We start from the raw sequence: 16,899 nt of genomic DNA, 5'->3' as shown, positions 1-16,899 counted from the left end.
CATGAGCCGCAACGCTCAAAGCCTGAGCCGCCTTCGGGCGGCTTTTGTTGTTTTGTTTATGTTTTCTCCGTTGGCTGCTGCGGCAACAACTGAGGCTGAAGCCTGGGCAGCTTGTGAGGCATTTAAGTCTGGCAGCGATTCCTCGGCGATTTGCTGGTCTCGTGGGACTGGTGCAGTTTGGTACGGTAACCCTGACACTTCCTATATCCACAAGTCATTCCCTTATGATTCGGAATGTGCTCCACCTAATGTTAAGACCGAAGATGAAAACGGGCAGCTTGTGTGTGGTCCTCCTATTAATAACTGCTCTACCGATACTATTCCAGGCGCCGGTATCATGTCTTCCTCTGGCGGTGGTGACATAAACATTGGTGGCGGGTCTGGTCTTTATACCGTTGATGGTTGCGCCTATAGCTGCGGCTCAAACCCCGCTAAATGGGACGGAAACCATACTTACGGCCAGACGCTGGAGTGCAAAGGCCTTGGCGTAACGCCTGAAGAAGCTGAAGCGGGCGAAGCCGGACCGGCAGACCTCAACTGCGCCACAGATTCATCCGGCAAAGAAATTTGTTCCGACCCTGACAACCCTTCCTGCGTCACCATTGACGGCATCAGCACTTGCCCCTCTGAAGGCGCCATTTGCGACGAACTGAACGGCGATCTCGGCTGCATCGACCCAGCTGAAGAAGGCTGCGCCTATCGCAACGGGAAAAAAGAGTGCTATGACATCTTTGGCCAATACATCGAACACGATTCGCCAGACCACCCCAACAACGGCGGCAACATGGACGGCGATACCAGTAATGACATGACCGACCCACGCCCTGAAGGTGAGGGCGGTGACCCAAACAATCAGCCAGGTGACAGTACCGGCGAAGGCGGCGAAGCAACCGAAGGCACAGCGAAAGAAAGCCTGGAACAACAGAAGATCGGCAATGAAAAGCTGGACGGCATCGAAGAGTCCACCGGCAACATTGACGAAGCGATAGAAGCAGCTCTTGACGCCAGCCGCGGCGACGGCACCGCATTAAAAAATGGCATCGACGACGCGATTTCTAACGCCGGAGATTCTGCCGTTGGCGACCTGGACGAACACATAGACGGAATCGACAGCCCCGCGCCCATGAATGAGGGCGATCTCGGTGCGATCGAAAACAACGTCACCAATCTTTTTGCCGGCAGCATGCAATGTCGCGATCTGGTTTTTGGAACGGATGAAATCTCCTACACCATTACCTGTAACGACATGTCTATGATTCGCGACATGCTCGGCTTCTTGCTTTATGGCTTCACCGTGATTCGTCTTTTTAACGTCGCACTACGCCCAGCAGCAAAAGGAACCCCGTGATATGGCTTTACTTGGTATCCCCTGGCTTGCCGGTATTCTTGGCACTGCATTAACCGGCCTTATTGCGTTTTTCGGTAAATTTCTCACAAAAAAACTAGCGATCGTTGCCGCCGTCATTACTGCTGCTGTCAGTCTAACGGGCGCTTTCCTGGTGACCATTGAAGGCATCATGGCCGGCATCTATTACGCCATGCCAACGACTGGTAACTGGTTTGCCTTTCTGCCTGGTAATTTTTCTGCCTGTGTCAGCGCAATCGTAACGGCAGAGATCGTCCGCTGGGTTTACGACTGGAACATAAAAATAATTCAGTGGAAGTTGTTCTGATGGCCGTTTACTTCGTCACCGGCAAACTCGGCAGCGGCAAAACCCTTGCCGCTGTCGGCAAGATCAAGGATAAACTCATTGAAGGGCGTCCAGTCGCCACGAACCTTGATCTCAGGCTAAACAAGCTCGTCGGCCCGAAAGCCAAAAAAACCGTTGTATATCGTCTTCCCGATAAGCCCACGGTCCACGATATGAAAGCGATCGGATCGGGCAACGAAACCTACGAAGAAGAAAAAAACGGCCTGATCGTCCTTGATGAATGCGGGACCTGGTTCAACTCCCGGGACTGGCAGGATAAAGACCGCCGCCCCCTGATCGACTGGTTACTGCACGCCCGAAAGCTCGGCTGGGACATCATCTTTATCATCCAGGATGTTTCGATGATCGACAAACAGGCCCGTAAGTCTGTTGGTGAACACGTGGTTTACTGCCGCCGCCTGGATCGGCTCAAAGTCCCCTTTATTGATTCCCTGTACCGGTTTGTTTTTTCAAAGGACATGCCCAAAGCAAAAGCACACCTGGGCATCGTCAAATATGGCGACCTTCCCAACTCCCTAACCGTTGACCGGTGGTGGTACATGGCCAGGGATTTATACCCGGCTTACGACACCAAGCAAGCCTTCACCGACGACTACCCCCACGGCATCTATCAAGTTCTTCCACCCTGGTACACCCACGGGCGCTACGCCGTTAAAAAAGATCTGAGGTTCTACATGAGAATGACCCGAATCTACCTGAAACGCTTTTCCAAGGTCGTTGTTCTGGCCGGTGGCATCGTCGCCGGTGCCGCCATTGCCTCCGTTATGCAGCCTGAACCCGTTCCCCAGCCGGAACCGACCGATACCGGGCAAACGTCAGGCGCAACCGAACAACAGCCGGACCAGGACAAACCGGAAACCTCCATAGCCGAGGCCTTTGATCAGGACGACAAACCGCAAACCCTCGAACAAAAGTTCGACGGCTTCGTGATCTCCGGCGTTGCCCAGGAAGCCGACGGCACACCTATATACGTGCTACTCAGCAACGGAGAGAAAAAGTACAACCTGGACAACTTACGCGCCGCCGGCCACGTGGTTCGAATGGTGAGCCGCTGTGAACTGCTCATCATGGACCAGGCGCGAGAGCAGAGTGTCAGGCTTCACACATCCTATTGTCCACCGTCTGATCCTCCTGAGACACCGCCCCGAATGTCCGAAGAACAGCTAAAAAAGTATTGGCTCAGTGAACGAATGGCAGAGCGGGACGCGGCCCCGTGATGCACACCACGCAGTGGGGGGCGTCACGGGGCCGCGGAACCGCTCCCCAGACGTCCCTGTAACACGTCTTATAGAAAAAACCGTCCTATTCAGTGTATTTCAAAAGGTATCAGTCATGGCGATTAAGGATTTTGACAGAATTGATATTTCCACCGGTGAAGTTGGGAAAGGTGACTTGTTCATAGGGCCGGAAGGCCAACAAGTGAACCTTCAGAACGTTAACGTTCTGTGGTCCGGTGTTGATACCGTTCGCCAGCTATATCAGGGCCGTCTACGTCCTGAAATCCTCGCCGATATCGTCCAAAGCTACGAAACCGGCCACGGTGCGGTGATTACCATCAACGGCATTGAATGGGCCGTTATGTCTGGCCGCCGTGGTGGCTTCCGGTACCTCCTGCAAAACCGTGAGTACGGCCTGACCATCCTGGTGCAGAACTTTTACGCCGAAGCTGATACCCAGGGCACACACGTCAAGATTGAGGCATCACCCCGCTGGCTCTATGAACGCGGCTCCCAACAGGTACAGGACGAACTCATCTATTGGGCCAGGCACTTTCTGGCCGCCGCTGAACCGTCCGGTGTGGCCATACACCTTGCCGTCGATTTCCAAGGGTGGGAACCGCCTCAGGATTTTGCGCAACGGTTTGTTACACGCGCAAAAACCGTCAACGTATACACCGGCGTTAGCAATGTTGACTGGGAGACTGGGGCAACCGTGAATGGTCGTGGTGAAACCTACACCTTCGGTAAAGCCAACAGCCTGCAAACCTGCCTGTATGACAAATCAAAGGAAGTGGATGTTTCCGATAAACGCGCCTTCATGGAAAGCATTTGGGAAACCGCCGTTAACGAACACTCTTTCCCCGATACCTGCTATGACCCTGAAAAACCGGTATGGCGTCTCGAAATCCGCCTACACCACCGGATCGTTAACGAGATCGCCGATGGGACCGAAGGCATGCCCGTTATCAAAAGCTTCATCGATGCCGTCCCGCACCTTACCGGCTTCTGGCGCTACGCCCTCCAGGGCAACCGGTACGAGGCAAAGAAACACTGGATTCACCCCATATGGACAAAGCTCCGTGACGACGTGGTGTTTGGTCACCCTGCGCCCCAGCTGCTCTACAAACGCGCAAAAAAGGAACCAGGTTGTGGCAATGAGAAAAACGTGTCCCTGGCCTTCGGCAACCTCCTGTCGATATACGCACGCAACCGGTTTAACTCCCGCCAGGCTTGGGACTGCCTGAAGAAATCCGGCCTATGGGATGACCTGACCAACTACTACCGGAACCGTGATATCACCGAAAACGAGCTATTCCAGCTCGTTGAAGATGGTCTTATAAAGCGCCGTTTGTTGAACAAGGTGTGTGCATGATTAAAAAAACCGCTACTGGCTGGATGGTGGATTTTTACCCCGATGGCCGTGGTGGTCGTCGCGTTCGAAAAAAGGGATTTAAAACTCGTCTTGATGCTAATGCCTGGTTGCGCCGTTTTCATCAGAAAGGAAAGGGTAGCGGTCTGCGTCTCTCTGACCTTGTTGATTACTGGTATCAGCACCACGGTCATGCACTGAAAGACGCAAAATACCGTTACAGTCGAGTTACGGCGATAGTTACCCGGCTAGGTAATCCTTTTGTGGCTGACTTTACCGCTACTGATTGGCTTGAGTATCGAATGGCGCGGATGAATGAGGTTTCATCCTCAACCGTTAATCATGAGCAGCGTTATTTGAAGGCCGTGTTCTCCGAGTCGATCCGTCTCGGTCGCATTCAAGACAACCCGATCGGAAACGTTCGCCAGCTTACGGAGCCCCATCACGAAATGATGTTTCTGAGTCTTGAGCAGTGTCGGAAACTTCTTAAAGAGTGTTTGTCCAGTTCTAACCCATTTACATGGGCTGTTGCGGTTATTTGTTTGGCGACCGGTGCCAGGTGGTCCGAAGCTGAGGGGTTAACGTGGGTAAATTGGTTGCCAGGTAAAGTTATTTTCCGAAATACCAAAAATGGAAAGGATAGGGCGGTTCCCATTGATCGGGACCTTCAGAGTGAAGTTGAAGCGTTTGCTTTGCCGGGCCCTGGGCGTATGTTTGACACTTGCCGTTATGCCTTCAGGTCCGCATACGGCCGGTGTGGTTATGATACGCCTCATCAACTAACTCACATTCTTCGGCACACCTTCGCCAGTCATTACATGATGAACGGTGGTGATCTGCTCACCCTTCAACGTATTCTCGGCCATGGTTCGATTAATATGACTATGAAGTATGCTCACCTGTCACCGGATTACCTGGAGTCGGCTGTCAGGCTTTGTCCTATGGCGAGTCTACGTGTAGACGCGATGTAGGCACTATGTAGACACCCATAAAAAAAGGGCTACAGCGACGGCTGTAACCCTTTGAATTCTGGTAGCAAGGGGCGGAGTCGAACCGCCGACCCCAGCATTATGAGTGCTGTGCTCTAACCAACTGAGCTACCTTGCCATTTCGCTTTGGGCATCGCCCCAAACGAGGCGCGTATTTTCGGCATTTGGCCCCGGGCTGTCAAGGCTTTGGGGCCAAAATTTTCTCTGAGATTAAACGTTAAAGCGGAAGTGGATGATGTCGCCGTCCTGGACGATGTAATCCTTGCCTTCCAGGCGCCATTTGCCGGCGTCTTTGGCGCCCTGTTCGCCGTTGTGGGCGACGAAATCCTCGTAGCTGACCACTTCCGCCCGAATGAAGCCACGCTCGAAGTCGGTATGGATCACGGCGGCGGCCTGCGGGGCGGTGGCGCCGATGCGCACGGTCCAGGCGCGCACTTCCTTCACGCCGGCGGTGAAGTAGGTCTGCAGGCCCAGCAGGTTGTAGCCGGCGCGGATTACCCGGTCCAGACCCGGCTCTTCCATGCCCATTTCATCCAGGAACATGGATTTCTCATCGTCTTCCAGCTCGGAGATTTCAGCCTCGAGCTTGTTGCAGATGGGCACGACGACCGCGTTTTCTTCAGCGGCGATGGCCTGCACCTGATCCAGGTACGGGTTGTTCTCGAAGCCGTCTTCATTAACGTTGGCAATGTACATGGTCGGCTTGACGGTCAGCAGGCACAGCTCGCGGATCAGTGCCATCTGGTCCTTGTCCAGGCCCATGCTGCGCACCGGCTTGCCTTCGTTCAGCACCGGCAGCAGTTGCTCGAACATCTCCAGCTGCGCCTTGGCCTCTTTGTCGCCGCTCTTGGCCACGCGCTGAACCCGCTTGATGGCTTTCTCGACGGTGTCCAGGTCGGCCAGGGCCAGTTCGGTGTTGATCACTTCAATGTCTGAGGCGGGGTCCACCTTGTTGGAAACGTGGATCACGTTGCCGTCGTCAAAGCAGCGCACCACGTGGGCAATGGCGTCGGTCTGGCGGATGTTGGCGAGAAACTGGTTGCCCAGGCCTTCGCCCTTGGAAGCGCCTTCCACCAGGCCGGCAATATCGACAAATTCCATGGCGGTGGGCACCACTTTCTGCGGCTTGACGATCTCCGCCAGTTTGTCGAGCCGTGGGTCCGGCATGGGTACCACGCCGGCGTTGGGTTCTATGGTGCAGAACGGGAAGTTCTCCGCGCCGATGCCGGATTTGGTCAATGCGTTGAACAGGGTAGATTTGCCGACGTTGGGAAGGCCGACAATGCCGCAGTTAAATCCCATGGAATGCCTCTGCTGGAACTGAAAAATTTGCGCGGATTATACCGGTGTAAGGGTACCGGTGCGAGTAGGGGTGACCGCTATGCTCAGGCGGTGGACTTGAAGCTGTGCAGCCGGTTCATGGCGGCTGGCAGTTTGCCGGTGGCGGCGTCTGGCAGTACCCGGGTAATTTCGTCAAACACGGCGTGCAGCTCTTCGGTTTCTTTCTTGCCGAGCCGGCCGAGAACATAGCCGGTGACTTTTCGGCTGTCGCCGGGATGGTCAATGCCGATGCGCAGGCGCTGGAAGTTATTGGTGCCCAGGTGGGCGATGGTGTCCCGCAGGCCATTGTGACCACCGTGACCGCCGCCTTTCTTGAGCTTTGCGGTGCCGGCGGGCAGGTCAAGCTCGTCGTGAGCCACCAGGATCTGTTCGGGAGAGATCTTGAAGAAGTCCGCCAGGGCCTTGATGGCAATGCCGCTGCGGTTCATGAAGGTGCTCGGGTTGAGCAGGTGCAGGTCCAGACCCTGCCAGTGGATGCGGGCATAGAGCCCGTGGTACTTCTTGTCCGGCCGGAGCGTCTGGCCCGCTTCACGGGCCAGCGCTTCGACGAACAGGGCGCCGGCGTTATGGCGGGTATTCTCGTAGTCGGGGCCCGGGTTGCCCAGGCCAACGATCATGACAATATCCTGTGCCATCGCTCAGTGCCCCCGGAGGATTACTCCTCGCCGCCTTCTTCGCCTTCGCCTTCGGCTTCTTCGTCGTCAGCCTTGGCGCCTTTCGGCTTGTGCACGGACACAACCGGCTGGTCGTGGTCTTCGCCCTGCATCAGGGCGGCGGAGCGAACGCCTTCCGGCAGTTTCAGATCGCTCAGGTGAACCACCTGATCCATCTCAACGTCGTTCAGGTCCACTTCGATGAATTCCGGCAGGTTCTGCGGCAGACACACCACTTCCACTTCGGTCATGTTGTGGGAAACAACACCACCCTGCAGCTTAACAACCGGTGCGGACTCTTCGTTCAGGAAGTGCAGCGGTACGTTTACGTGGATCTCGTGGTCCTTGTCGACGCGCTGGAAGTCAGCGTGGGTCAGGATCGGCTTGTACGGGTGACGCTGCAGGTCCTTCAGGATAACGCTTTCTTTCTTACCGTTCAGGTCGATGGTCAGAACGTGAGAGAAGAAGGCTTCGTTTTCCAGAGACTTTTTCAGCTCGTTGTGCCAGATGGCAACCGGAGTTGCGTCTTTGCCGCCACCGTAGATGATGGCCGGGATTTTACGCTCCTCGCGACGCAGGCGGCGGCTCGCACCCTTCCCCTGGTCGTCACGAGGAAATGCTTCGATTACGAATTCCTGAGACATGGTATTTACCTCGTTGTTCATCTGAGTAGCCCGCGACCAGGCATCAACACAGATGAGTTTCTGAAATGGCCGGATTTTCCGGCCGACTAAAACAATCGGGAGCCCGTGTGGGCTCCCGATCGGAAAACAGTTATAAATCCGACAGTTATGTGGTCGGCCGGATTATACGTTCTCGAACATGGCGCTGATGGACTCTTCGTTGCTGACGCGACGAATGGACTCGGCGAGCAGTCCGGCCATGCTGACGGGGCGGATTTTATCACACTTTCTGGCCTTGTCACCCAGCGGAATGGTGTCGCACACCACCAGTTCGTCGAGATCGGAGTTGGCGATGTTCTCGATGGCCGGGCCGGACAATACCGGGTGTGTGATGTAGGCAACCACGCGGGAGGCGCCGTGCTCTTTCAGGGCGTTGGCCGCCTTGCACAGGGTGCCGGCGGTATCGACGATGTCGTCCACCAGGATGCAGGTTTTGTCCTGAACATCACCAATGATGTGCATAACCTGGGAGACGTTGGCCTTCGGGCGGCGCTTGTCGATGATGGCCAGGTCGGCGTCGTCCAGGCGCTTGGCAACCGCGCGGGCACGCACCACGCCACCCACGTCCGGGGAGACCACAACAAAGTTCTCGAAGCGCTGGCGTTCGATATCCTCGAGCAGAACCGGGGTGGCGTAGATGTTGTCTACCGGGATGTCGAAGAAGCCCTGGATCTGGTCAGCGTGCAGGTCAACGGTCAGTACACGATCCACGCCGATGCTGGAGATCATGTCCGCGACGACCTTGGCGCTGATGGCGACCCGGGTGGAGCGCACGCGGCGGTCCTGGCGGGCATAGCCATAATAGGGGATAACGGCGGTGATGCGTGTGGCGGAGGCGCGGCGCAGGGCGTCGGCCATCACGATCAGTTCCATCAGGTTATCGTTGGTCGGGTAGCAGGTCGGCTGAATAATGAAAACATCGTGACCACGAACATTCTCGTCGATTTCGACGGTGGTTTCGCCATCACTGAAGCGGCCGACAGTGGCCTGACCCATGGGAATATGGAGTTTCTTGGCAATATCCTGAGCAAGTTCCGGATTGGCATTGCCCGCGAAGATCATCAATTTGGACACGTCTGTATCCTTCTCGGTATCGGCGTTGGATTCAGAAGAACTAGAAGAAAGGTGGCTGGGGTGGCAGGATTCGAACCTGCGCATGACGGGATCAAAACCCGTTGCCTTACCACTTGGCGACACCCCAGTATCGTGCTCATTTGGCATCATGTCAGCTCTGTCAGCTTTTGGTGAAGCGGTGAGTGATTCACCCCTTTAGCTACGAACCCCGTGATGCCGGAGGGTTTGCTTTCCCAGATGCTCCGCGCTGCGGATTCTGTCGGGAAACGTCCAAAAATGCAAGCCCCGGTTCCGGTTAATCTTGCAGGTCCGAATTGTGAAAGCCATTCAAGACTTTGGTGAACCTCCGGATACAGTTTTCGAACCACATCCTCACAGTCGTTTCGGTACCTCGAGGCGTCTCCCTCAAAAGCGGGGCGTATTGTGATTTTCGGGGTGTCTCTTGTCAACCCTTCCTGTGAAAAAATCTTTCCGGTGTTGATTTCGCAGTCGGGTTTGAGCACCACGAACCAGTCTTCCGGAGGGTTGGCGGGGGTCAGGATTTCGCCCACGCCTTCGGCAAACGCAGCCCGGCCGCGCACGAAAACCGGTACATCGGCGCCCAGGGCAAGGCCGATCTGCGCCAGTTCATCTTCACTGAGGTTCAGTTGCCAGAGCCAGTTCAGGCCAGCCAGGGTGGTGGCTGCGTTGGAGCTGCCGCCACCCAGCCCGCCGCCCATTGGCAGGCGTTTGTCGATGGCGATGGTTACGCCCGGCAGTGGCCCTGTTGCCCGGTCGGCCAGCATCCGGGCGGCCCGGATGATCAGGTTGTCGTCATCGGCCACGCCGTTCATGGATTCGGCCAGTCTGATCCCGGGTTGGTCCGGGGTCAGGGTGAAGGTTAGCTCGTCTCCGTAATCCAGAAACTGAAACAGGGTTTGCAGTTCGTGGTAGCCATCCGGGCGTTGGCCGACAATGTGCAGAAACAGGTTGAGCTTGGCCGGGGAGGGCAGGGTCAGGCTGGTTGTCACCGCTCAATCCTCCCGGCGCCAGCTGGCAATGACCACGCGCACCCGCTTGTCGTCCTTTATCGCGGTGATGCGCGCCGGCAGCTCGGGCAGGTCGTCGACAAAGGTGCGCCATCTGTCGTAGCGGATTTCCCAGCCGTCCTGCTCCAGGATGGCCAGGCGGTTTTTCTGGTCAAACAGCAGGCGGTGGCGACCTTCCGGTGCGGGCAGGCCCCGCATCCACCAGACCAGGCTTTGTACCGGCAGTTGCCAGCCGGTGGCCTGGCTGATCAGTTGCTCAGGGTTGCCGGATTGGTAGACATCACCGTTACTCAGGGTCAGTTCGATAAACCCGGGCGAACCTTCAATGCGTGTGGTGCCCATGCCCAGGAACGAGGATGACAGGCTGAGTTCGTACTCGTTGCCGTATTGCTGCCAGCGGTTGATGACCGCCGTGCCGCTGTCTGACGGCTGGCGTACCGCCATCTTCCCGGACAGGACCCAGCGGTCGAAATCGGTAACCTGGCGGGTGCGCTCGGCCCAGTTTTCCGGGGGCTGGTCGGTCATGCCCTCGGGTAACGGGTCAAGCTGAATGCGGGTGCAGCCCGCCACTGCGGTGAAGGCCAGCAGCATGGCGAGCGCCAGGTGGCGGATCATTCGTCACTCCCGGTGTTGGTGAGCCGGTTGATGGTTTCCATCAGCAGCTCGTCGCCCGGATGCTCGTCCAGGGTTTTCTGCCAGACAATTCTCGCCTGGTCGCGGTTGCCCGTTACCCAGAGTACTTCGCCGTAATGGGCGGCCACTTCCGGATCCGGGTAGGCGGCCCAGGCGTCTTCCAGGTAATCCAGGGCGCTTTCGTGGTGGCCCTGCAGATAAAGTACCCAGCCCATGCTGTCGAGAATCGCCGGATTTTCCGGGTCCAGTTCCAGCGCCTTTTCAATATATTGCCGGGCTTCTTCCAGGCGGTCTGTGCGCACGGCGAGAATGTAGCCCAGCGCGTTCAGGGCCACGGCGTTGTCTGGTTGTCGCTCCAGAATGTGGCTCAGGTCCCGCTCGGCTGGTACCAGTTCCCCCTGCTGGTCGTGCAGCATGGCGCGGGAGTAGCGGATTTCGATGTTGTCGGGGTATTGCTCAAGGGCGGTATTGGCGGCTTCCAGGGCCTGGTCTTCACTGCCGTATTCGAGCAGCAGGTTCACTTCGATCAGCCACAGGCGTTCGGCGATCTGCTCGTGAGCTTGCCTGAGATCGTCCAGGCGGGTCAGGGCAGATTCCAGGTGACCGGCTTCGGCCTGCAGGGCGCTGGTGCGGGCCAGGGCGGGAAAGAAGAAGTTACCCTGCTGTACGTTCTGGTAATAATGGATGGCCTGCTCTGTATCGCCAGCTTCTTCCTCAATGCGCCCGAGGTAGTAACTGGCCTGGTCCACAAACTGGTCCTGTTCGATCAGGTATGTAAGCTCCCGTTCCGCCAGCTCCGGCTGTTCGTTTTCCAGCGCCACCAGTGCGTGAGAGAGGCGCAGCCCGGGATTGTCCGGGTCCTGTTCGACCAGGCGCTGGAATTCATCCTGTGCCGCCTGCAGTTCATCCTCGTTCAACAGCATGCGGCCGTACAGGTCGCCCAGTTTGCGATTGCCCGGGAAACGACGGGTCTGGGTGGTCATATAGTTGAGCGCATCACGCTTGCGGCCGGTCTGGTAAAGCAGGTCGCCTTTGAGTATTACCGCTGGCTGGAAATTGGGGGCATCGGCCAGCAGTGTTTCCAGGCGCGCCAGTGCCTCGTCCGGCTCACCGGTCATCTTGAGTAGCAGGGCAATGCTGTATTCCAGTTCCGGGTTGCCGGGATGACGTTCGGCCAGTTGCCGGTAGAGGGCCAGCATTTCCTGCTGCTGGTCCGCGGGCAGGGATTCGGCCATGGCGGCCAGGTTATCGAAGTTGGCGTCTTCGCCCTGGTCCATCAGCGTTTCCATGTGCCGCAGTGCCGCTTCCAGATTCTGCTGCTTGAGTGCCTGAACGGCCAGCACGCGCCGGGCGTCGGTGCTGTCGGGTTTTTTCTGCAGCCAGAGCTCGGCCATTTGCTGTTGCACCTGGTCGCTGCCAAGAGACTGGGCTATGCGCAGGGTGCGGACAATCACGCCCTCATCACCGGAGGTTCTGGCCGCCTGTGCGTAGTTCGCCAGTGCGACATCGTAGCGGCCGCGCTGTGCGGCAATTTCGGCGGCCAGTAGCTGGTACAGCACTTCCGGCTCAAAACTGGCGTAGCGTTCGTCTTCCTGTTCATCAGGGGTGGGATCGACGATGACCGGCTGAATATCCGGATTGGTCTGTGGCTCGCCGGAAAAACCGGCGCAGCCAGACACCGTTGCCAGGGTGACCCCCAACAGGCAAGTGGCCAGAAGACTGGAAGATGTTTGCATGCAACGTCCCGTGATTGGTCGGCAATGATTCCGGCTGGCCCGCAGTCTGTCCCGGATTTGAGCCAGATCGGGTTGCGGTTGTTGTCAGGCTTCTATAATGGCATAAGGATAAGAGCTTGCCCAACCTGTCCGCACTTGCCGAAGTGCCTGTGTTTTCGGGTGGCAGGCTGCAGCTCCCGCCGGTAGAATGCGGGGGATGTCCATGAATGGCACAGGAATCTCCGACCGCAAGATGGCTTTGCTGACACTGGGAATCAATCACAAAACCGCACCCGTGGAAATCCGCGAGCGTGTGGCTTTCACTCCGGAACGGATGGGCGAAGCCTTCTCCGAACTCCGGGCGGCGTCTGGTGCCACCGAGGCAGCCATTCTCTCCACCTGCAACCGCACCGAACTGTATCTGGCCGGAGACGACGACTGCGCGCCCATGGTGTTGCGCTGGCTGGCCGGTTTTCACGATCTGGATGCCGGCGATCTTGAACAGGTGGTGTACATCCATCGAGATTCCGACGCCGTGCGCCACATGATGCGTGTTGCCGCTGGCCTCGATTCCATGGTGCTGGGCGAGCCACAGATTTTCGGGCAACTGAAAGATGCCTACTCGCTGGCCCGGGAGCACAATGCCGTTGGCAAATTCCTGTGCCGGATGTTTGAGCATACCTTCTCAGTCGCCAAGCGCATTCGCACCCACACCGCCATTGGTGAGAACCCGGTGTCTGTCGCCTATGCCTCGGTGAACATGGCGCACCACATCTTCTCTGACCTGTCCCGTAACAAGGCCTTGCTGGTGGGTGCCGGCCAGACCATCGAGCTGGTGGCGCGACACCTGTCCGAAGCCGGCGTAAAGGATTTTGTCGTCGCCAACCGTACCCTGGAGCGTGCCCAGAACCTGGCCCAGGCCCATGGCGGCAAAGGCATTCTGTTGTCCGAGATTCCGGACCACCTGGCCGACGTGGATATCGTGATTTCCTCCACCGCCAGCCCGCTGCCGATTTTGGGCAAGGGGGCCGTTGAGCGCGCCCTGAAAAAGCGCAAGCATCGCCCGTACTTCATGGTGGATATCGCGGTACCCCGGGACATCGAGCCGGAGGTTGGCGCGCTGGCGGATGTGTACCTCTATACCGTTGATGATCTGCGCCAGGTGATCGAAGAAAACCTGCGTTCCCGCCAGGGTGCCGCCCGTGAGGCGGAAAACCTGGTAACCAGCGGCGTGCAGGACTTCCTCGACCAGTTGCGCGCCCTGGATGCGGTTTCCACCCTGAAAGTGTTCCGCCAGCGCGCCGAAGTGCTGCGTGACGCGGAAACCGAAAAAGCCCTGAAAGCCCTGCGCAACGGCAGCGACCCGGAAACGGTGTTGCGGGCCATGGCCCGGGGCCTGACCAACAAACTTCTGCACCAGCCGTCTGTCCAGGTTCGCAAGGCCATGGCGGAAGGGCGCTCGGAAGTGACCGAATGCCTGCGCGAGCTGTATCAGCTGGACACCCTTGACGCGGACCAGCCGACCACCACGGAAAAATTATGAAGTCTTCCATACAACACCGCCTCGAACAGTTGGTTGACCGGTTCGAGGAGGTCAGCGCGCTATTGGCTGACGCCGCGACCATTGCCGACCAGAACCAATTTCGTGACCTTTCCCGGGAATTTGCTGAAATCGAGCCGGTGGTGAAATGCTTCCAGGCCTGGCGCCAGTCGCTGGAAGACATGGCCGAAGCCGAAGAGCTGGCCCGGGACGGCGATGCCGAGATGCGCGAGATGGCAGAAGAAGAACTTGCGGCCGCCCGCGCCCGGAGTGAAGAGCTGGACGAAGAATTGCAGCGCCTGATGCTGCCGAAAGACCCGAACGACGGCAAAAACGTGTTTCTGGAGGTTCGTGCAGGTACCGGCGGTGACGAAGCCGCGATTTTTGCCGGCGACCTGTTCCGCATGTATTGCCGGTATGCCGAGAAGCGCCGCTGGCAGGTGGAAGTGCTGAGCGAAAACGTAGGTGAGCACGGCGGCTATAAAGAGGTGATTGCCCGGGTGGCGGGCGAGGGCGTATATGGCGCACTGAAATTTGAATCCGGCGCACACCGGGTACAGCGGGTGCCGGAAACCGAGTCGCAGGGGCGCATTCACACCTCCGCTTGCACCGTGGCGGTGATGCCTGAGGCCGATGAAGCCGAAGCCGTGGACATCAACAAAGCCGATTTGCGGGTGGATACCTTCCGGGCCTCCGGCGCTGGCGGCCAGCACGTCAACAAAACCGATTCGGCCATCCGGATTACCCACCTGCCCACCGGCATTGTGGTGGAGTGCCAGGAAGAGCGTTCCCAGCACAAGAACCGAGCCAAGGCCATGAGCCTGCTGGCTTCCCGTATCCAGAACATCGAGCAGGAAAAGCAGCAGAAAAGCATGGCGGAAACCCGCAAGAGCCTGGTGGGCAGTGGCGACCGTTCCGAGCGCATTCGCACCTATAACTTCCCCCAGGGCCGGATTACCGACCACCGCATCAACCTGACACTGTACAAGCTCGACGAAGTGATTGGCGGTGACCTCGACGCGGTGGTTGTGCCCCTGCAACACGAGCACCAGGCCGAACTGCTGGCTGAACTGGCCAATGAGCAGTGACACCGGCCTGACCTGCCAGGGATTGCTGCAAGAAGCCACCGCCCGCATAGGGGGCGAATCCCCGAAGCTGGACGCCGAACTGCTGCTGGCTCATGTGACAGGCCTGAGCCGGACCAGTTTCTTTGCCTGGCCGGAGCGGCAAATTCCCGAGGCCCAGGCGACACGGTTTCAGGCCCTGGTGGCCGAGCGGGTGGCGGGTCAGCCCATTGCCTACCTGCTGGGAGAGCAGGAGTTCTGGTCGCTGCCCCTGAAAGTCAGCCGCAACACCCTGATTCCCCGCCCGGACACCGAATGCCTGGTGGAAGCCGCACTGGACTTGCCGTTGCCGGAACACGCCAACGTGCTGGACCTGGGCACTGGCACCGGCGCCATCGCTCTGGCCCTGGCCAGTGAGAGACCACGGTGGGCCATCATGGCCAGCGACCGGATTGCCGAGGCTGTCGCGCTAGCCAAAACCAACAGCGAGGCCCTGAAACTCCCGGTCACCGTGGTACAAAGCCACTGGTTCGCCCAATTGCCGGCTGGCCACCGGTTTGACCTTCTGATCTCCAACCCGCCGTATATCCCGGCCAGCGATCATCATTTAAAAGAAGGGGATGTGCGTTTCGAGCCGGAATCGGCTCTGGTTTCCGGTGCAGATGGCCTGGATGACATCCGCTATTTAATCAGTGAAGCCCCTCACTGGTTGTCTGATGAGGGTTTTCTTATGCTGGAACACGGTTACGATCAGGGCGACGCCGTGCGAGCCTTGTTTAACGCGGCCCGCTGGCGGGACATCGAAACCCGCCGGGATTACGGCGGCAATCAACGCCTGACCCTGGCCCGGAAGCCGGCCGCAACCTGAACGGGAGGCATCACCATGCTCAATGATGAAGAACTGTTGCGCTACAGCCGCCAGATTCTGATGCCGGAATTCGATATCGCCGGTCAGGAAAAGCTGAAATCAGCCCGCGTGCTGGTGGTCGGCGCCGGTGGCCTTGGCTGCCCGGTGGCGCTGTACCTGGGTGCGGCTGGCATTGGCCACCTGACGCTGGTGGATGACGACACGGTGGAACTGGCCAACCTGCAGCGGCAGATAGCGTTTGATCAAACCGCATTGGGTGAAGCCAAGGCCGAGCGCCTTGCTGACCGGGTACGGGCCATCAATCCCGGCACCTCGGTAACCGCTGTGAATCAGAGAGTGCAGGGCGATGAACTACAGCGCCTGGTTCAGGATGCCTCGCTGGTACTGGACTGTACCGATAACTTCGCCACCCGCTTCGCCCTGAACCGTGCCTGCGTGGCCGCAAAGGTACCGCTGGTCTCCGGCGCCGCCATTCGTGGCGAGGGACAGTTATCGGTTTACGATCCCCGTCAGCCGGACAGCCCCTGCTATCACTGTTTGTATGAGGAAGAGGGCAGCGAGGATTTGAGCTGCTCCGAAGCCGGCGTTATCGGTCCGCTGGTGGGCATGATAGGCGCCGCCCAGGCCATGGAGGCCATCAAGGTGATCAGTGGTGTGGGCGAGCCGCTGGTGGGGCGCCTGCTGATTCTGGATGCCTGGAAGATGCGGTGGCGGGAGATGAAGCTGGCGAAAGATCCTGGCTGTCCTGTTTGTTCAAGTTCGGAGTAAGTTTCCCAAAGCAGTACCTCAGCTAATGGTGTAAACAGGGTTGGGGAGGCCTTTCCAAAAAGCGCTCCTGCGGCACATCCCTGTGGCGCTTATGTTCCGCCATCCATGGCTCCACAAATTTTTGGAAAGGCCTCCCCAACCCTGTCGTTCTGACTTATGCCGAGAGCCGTCTATAGTGGTCGTCTGTGGGGATGTTTAGGCCACTGCAAAACAGGGGCGTGTCAGGAAGGACTGTCCAAAAA

Annotated in this window: 16 protein-coding genes and 2 tRNA genes; 9 read left to right on the top strand and 9 right to left on the bottom strand. The window is 58.1% G+C overall.

What is annotated here, in order from left to right; all coding sequences use genetic code 11:
- Position 1 precedes the first annotated feature (1 nt).
- The 5 genes from BMZ63_RS08150 to BMZ63_RS08130 are packed head-to-tail and all read left to right on the top strand — an operon-like array spanning position 2 to position 5,272.
- On the top strand, positions 2 to 1,348 hold the full coding sequence (locus BMZ63_RS08150) for a hypothetical protein (RefSeq protein WP_143072204.1): 1,347 nt from the start codon (positions 2 to 4) through the stop codon (positions 1,346 to 1,348).
- Between the two features lies 1 nt (position 1,349).
- The gene (locus BMZ63_RS08145; protein ID WP_091704159.1) at positions 1,350 to 1,673 is read left to right on the top strand and encodes a DUF5455 family protein; all 324 of its coding nucleotides are present in this window, start codon (positions 1,350 to 1,352) and stop codon (positions 1,671 to 1,673) included.
- On the top strand, positions 1,673 to 2,929 hold the full coding sequence (locus BMZ63_RS08140; protein WP_091704156.1) for a zonular occludens toxin domain-containing protein: 1,257 nt from the start codon (positions 1,673 to 1,675) through the stop codon (positions 2,927 to 2,929). The genes BMZ63_RS08145 and BMZ63_RS08140 overlap by 1 nt, the downstream gene beginning before the upstream one ends.
- Positions 2,895 to 4,304 (top strand): hypothetical protein, encoded by a 1,410-nt coding sequence (locus BMZ63_RS08135; RefSeq protein ID WP_227663659.1) that lies wholly within the window; start codon positions 2,895 to 2,897, stop codon positions 4,302 to 4,304. Before BMZ63_RS08140 ends, BMZ63_RS08135 begins: the two co-directional genes overlap by 35 nt.
- Entirely contained in the window at positions 4,301 to 5,272 is a 972-nt protein-coding gene (locus tag BMZ63_RS08130; RefSeq protein ID WP_091704151.1) for a phage integrase, read from the top strand. Before BMZ63_RS08135 ends, BMZ63_RS08130 begins: the two co-directional genes overlap by 4 nt.
- A gap of 59 nt (positions 5,273 to 5,331) precedes the next feature.
- On the opposite strand, the gene BMZ63_RS08125 is transcribed toward BMZ63_RS08130, so the two are convergent.
- From BMZ63_RS08125 to BMZ63_RS08085, 9 genes are all read right to left on the bottom strand, one after another.
- Positions 5,332 to 5,408 (bottom strand) — tRNA-Met (locus BMZ63_RS08125).
- A gap of 92 nt (positions 5,409 to 5,500) precedes the next feature.
- Positions 5,501 to 6,592, bottom strand: a complete 1,092-nt coding sequence (gene ychF, locus BMZ63_RS08120) for a redox-regulated ATPase YchF (RefSeq protein ID WP_091704148.1) — start codon at positions 6,590 to 6,592, stop codon at positions 5,501 to 5,503.
- A gap of 83 nt (positions 6,593 to 6,675) precedes the next feature.
- Positions 6,676 to 7,266, bottom strand: a complete 591-nt coding sequence (gene pth, locus BMZ63_RS08115) for an aminoacyl-tRNA hydrolase (RefSeq protein WP_091704145.1) — start codon at positions 7,264 to 7,266, stop codon at positions 6,676 to 6,678.
- A gap of 20 nt (positions 7,267 to 7,286) precedes the next feature.
- A complete protein-coding gene (locus tag BMZ63_RS08110; protein WP_091704413.1) occupies positions 7,287 to 7,928 on the bottom strand; it encodes a 50S ribosomal protein L25/general stress protein Ctc in 642 nt (213 codons plus the stop codon).
- 162 nt (positions 7,929 to 8,090) lie between these two features.
- Positions 8,091 to 9,041: a ribose-phosphate diphosphokinase gene (locus BMZ63_RS08105; RefSeq protein ID WP_091704143.1), complete on the bottom strand. Its 951-nt coding sequence runs from the start codon at positions 9,039 to 9,041 to the stop codon at positions 8,091 to 8,093.
- A gap of 52 nt (positions 9,042 to 9,093) precedes the next feature.
- Positions 9,094 to 9,168, bottom strand: a tRNA-Gln gene (locus tag BMZ63_RS08100).
- Positions 9,169 to 9,187: 19 nt separating this feature from the next.
- A complete protein-coding gene (gene ispE / locus BMZ63_RS08095) occupies positions 9,188 to 10,051 on the bottom strand; it encodes a 4-(cytidine 5'-diphospho)-2-C-methyl-D-erythritol kinase (protein WP_091704140.1) in 864 nt (287 codons plus the stop codon).
- 3 nt (positions 10,052 to 10,054) lie between these two features.
- Positions 10,055 to 10,684 (bottom strand): lipoprotein insertase outer membrane protein LolB, encoded by a 630-nt coding sequence (gene lolB, locus BMZ63_RS08090; RefSeq protein WP_091704137.1) that lies wholly within the window; start codon positions 10,682 to 10,684, stop codon positions 10,055 to 10,057.
- The gene (locus BMZ63_RS08085; RefSeq protein WP_091704134.1) at positions 10,681 to 12,438 is read right to left on the bottom strand and encodes a tetratricopeptide repeat protein; all 1,758 of its coding nucleotides are present in this window, start codon (positions 12,436 to 12,438) and stop codon (positions 10,681 to 10,683) included. The genes lolB and BMZ63_RS08085 overlap by 4 nt, the downstream gene beginning before the upstream one ends.
- Before the next feature lie 232 nt (positions 12,439 to 12,670).
- On the opposite strand from BMZ63_RS08085, the gene hemA reads away from it, so the two are divergent.
- From hemA to BMZ63_RS08065, 4 genes are read left to right on the top strand one after another with little or no spacing between them, the layout of a single operon-like run.
- The gene (gene hemA / locus BMZ63_RS08080; RefSeq protein ID WP_091704132.1) at positions 12,671 to 13,960 is read left to right on the top strand and encodes a glutamyl-tRNA reductase; all 1,290 of its coding nucleotides are present in this window, start codon (positions 12,671 to 12,673) and stop codon (positions 13,958 to 13,960) included.
- Positions 13,957 to 15,045, top strand: a complete 1,089-nt coding sequence (prfA, locus tag BMZ63_RS08075; protein ID WP_091704129.1) for a peptide chain release factor 1 — start codon at positions 13,957 to 13,959, stop codon at positions 15,043 to 15,045. Before hemA ends, prfA begins: the two co-directional genes overlap by 4 nt.
- Positions 15,035 to 15,889, top strand: a complete 855-nt coding sequence (prmC, locus tag BMZ63_RS08070) for a peptide chain release factor N(5)-glutamine methyltransferase (RefSeq protein ID WP_091704126.1) — start codon at positions 15,035 to 15,037, stop codon at positions 15,887 to 15,889. Before prfA ends, prmC begins: the two co-directional genes overlap by 11 nt.
- Positions 15,890 to 15,904: 15 nt before the next feature.
- Positions 15,905 to 16,657, top strand: coding sequence for a HesA/MoeB/ThiF family protein (locus BMZ63_RS08065; RefSeq protein ID WP_091704124.1), 753 nt, complete (start codon positions 15,905 to 15,907; stop codon positions 16,655 to 16,657).
- Positions 16,658 to 16,899: the final 242 nt, after the last annotated feature.

The organism is Marinobacter persicus, assembly GCF_900114155.1.
Classification (GTDB): domain Bacteria; phylum Pseudomonadota; class Gammaproteobacteria; order Pseudomonadales; family Oleiphilaceae; genus Marinobacter; species Marinobacter persicus.
This window is presented reverse-complemented; position numbering and strand designations above follow the sequence as displayed.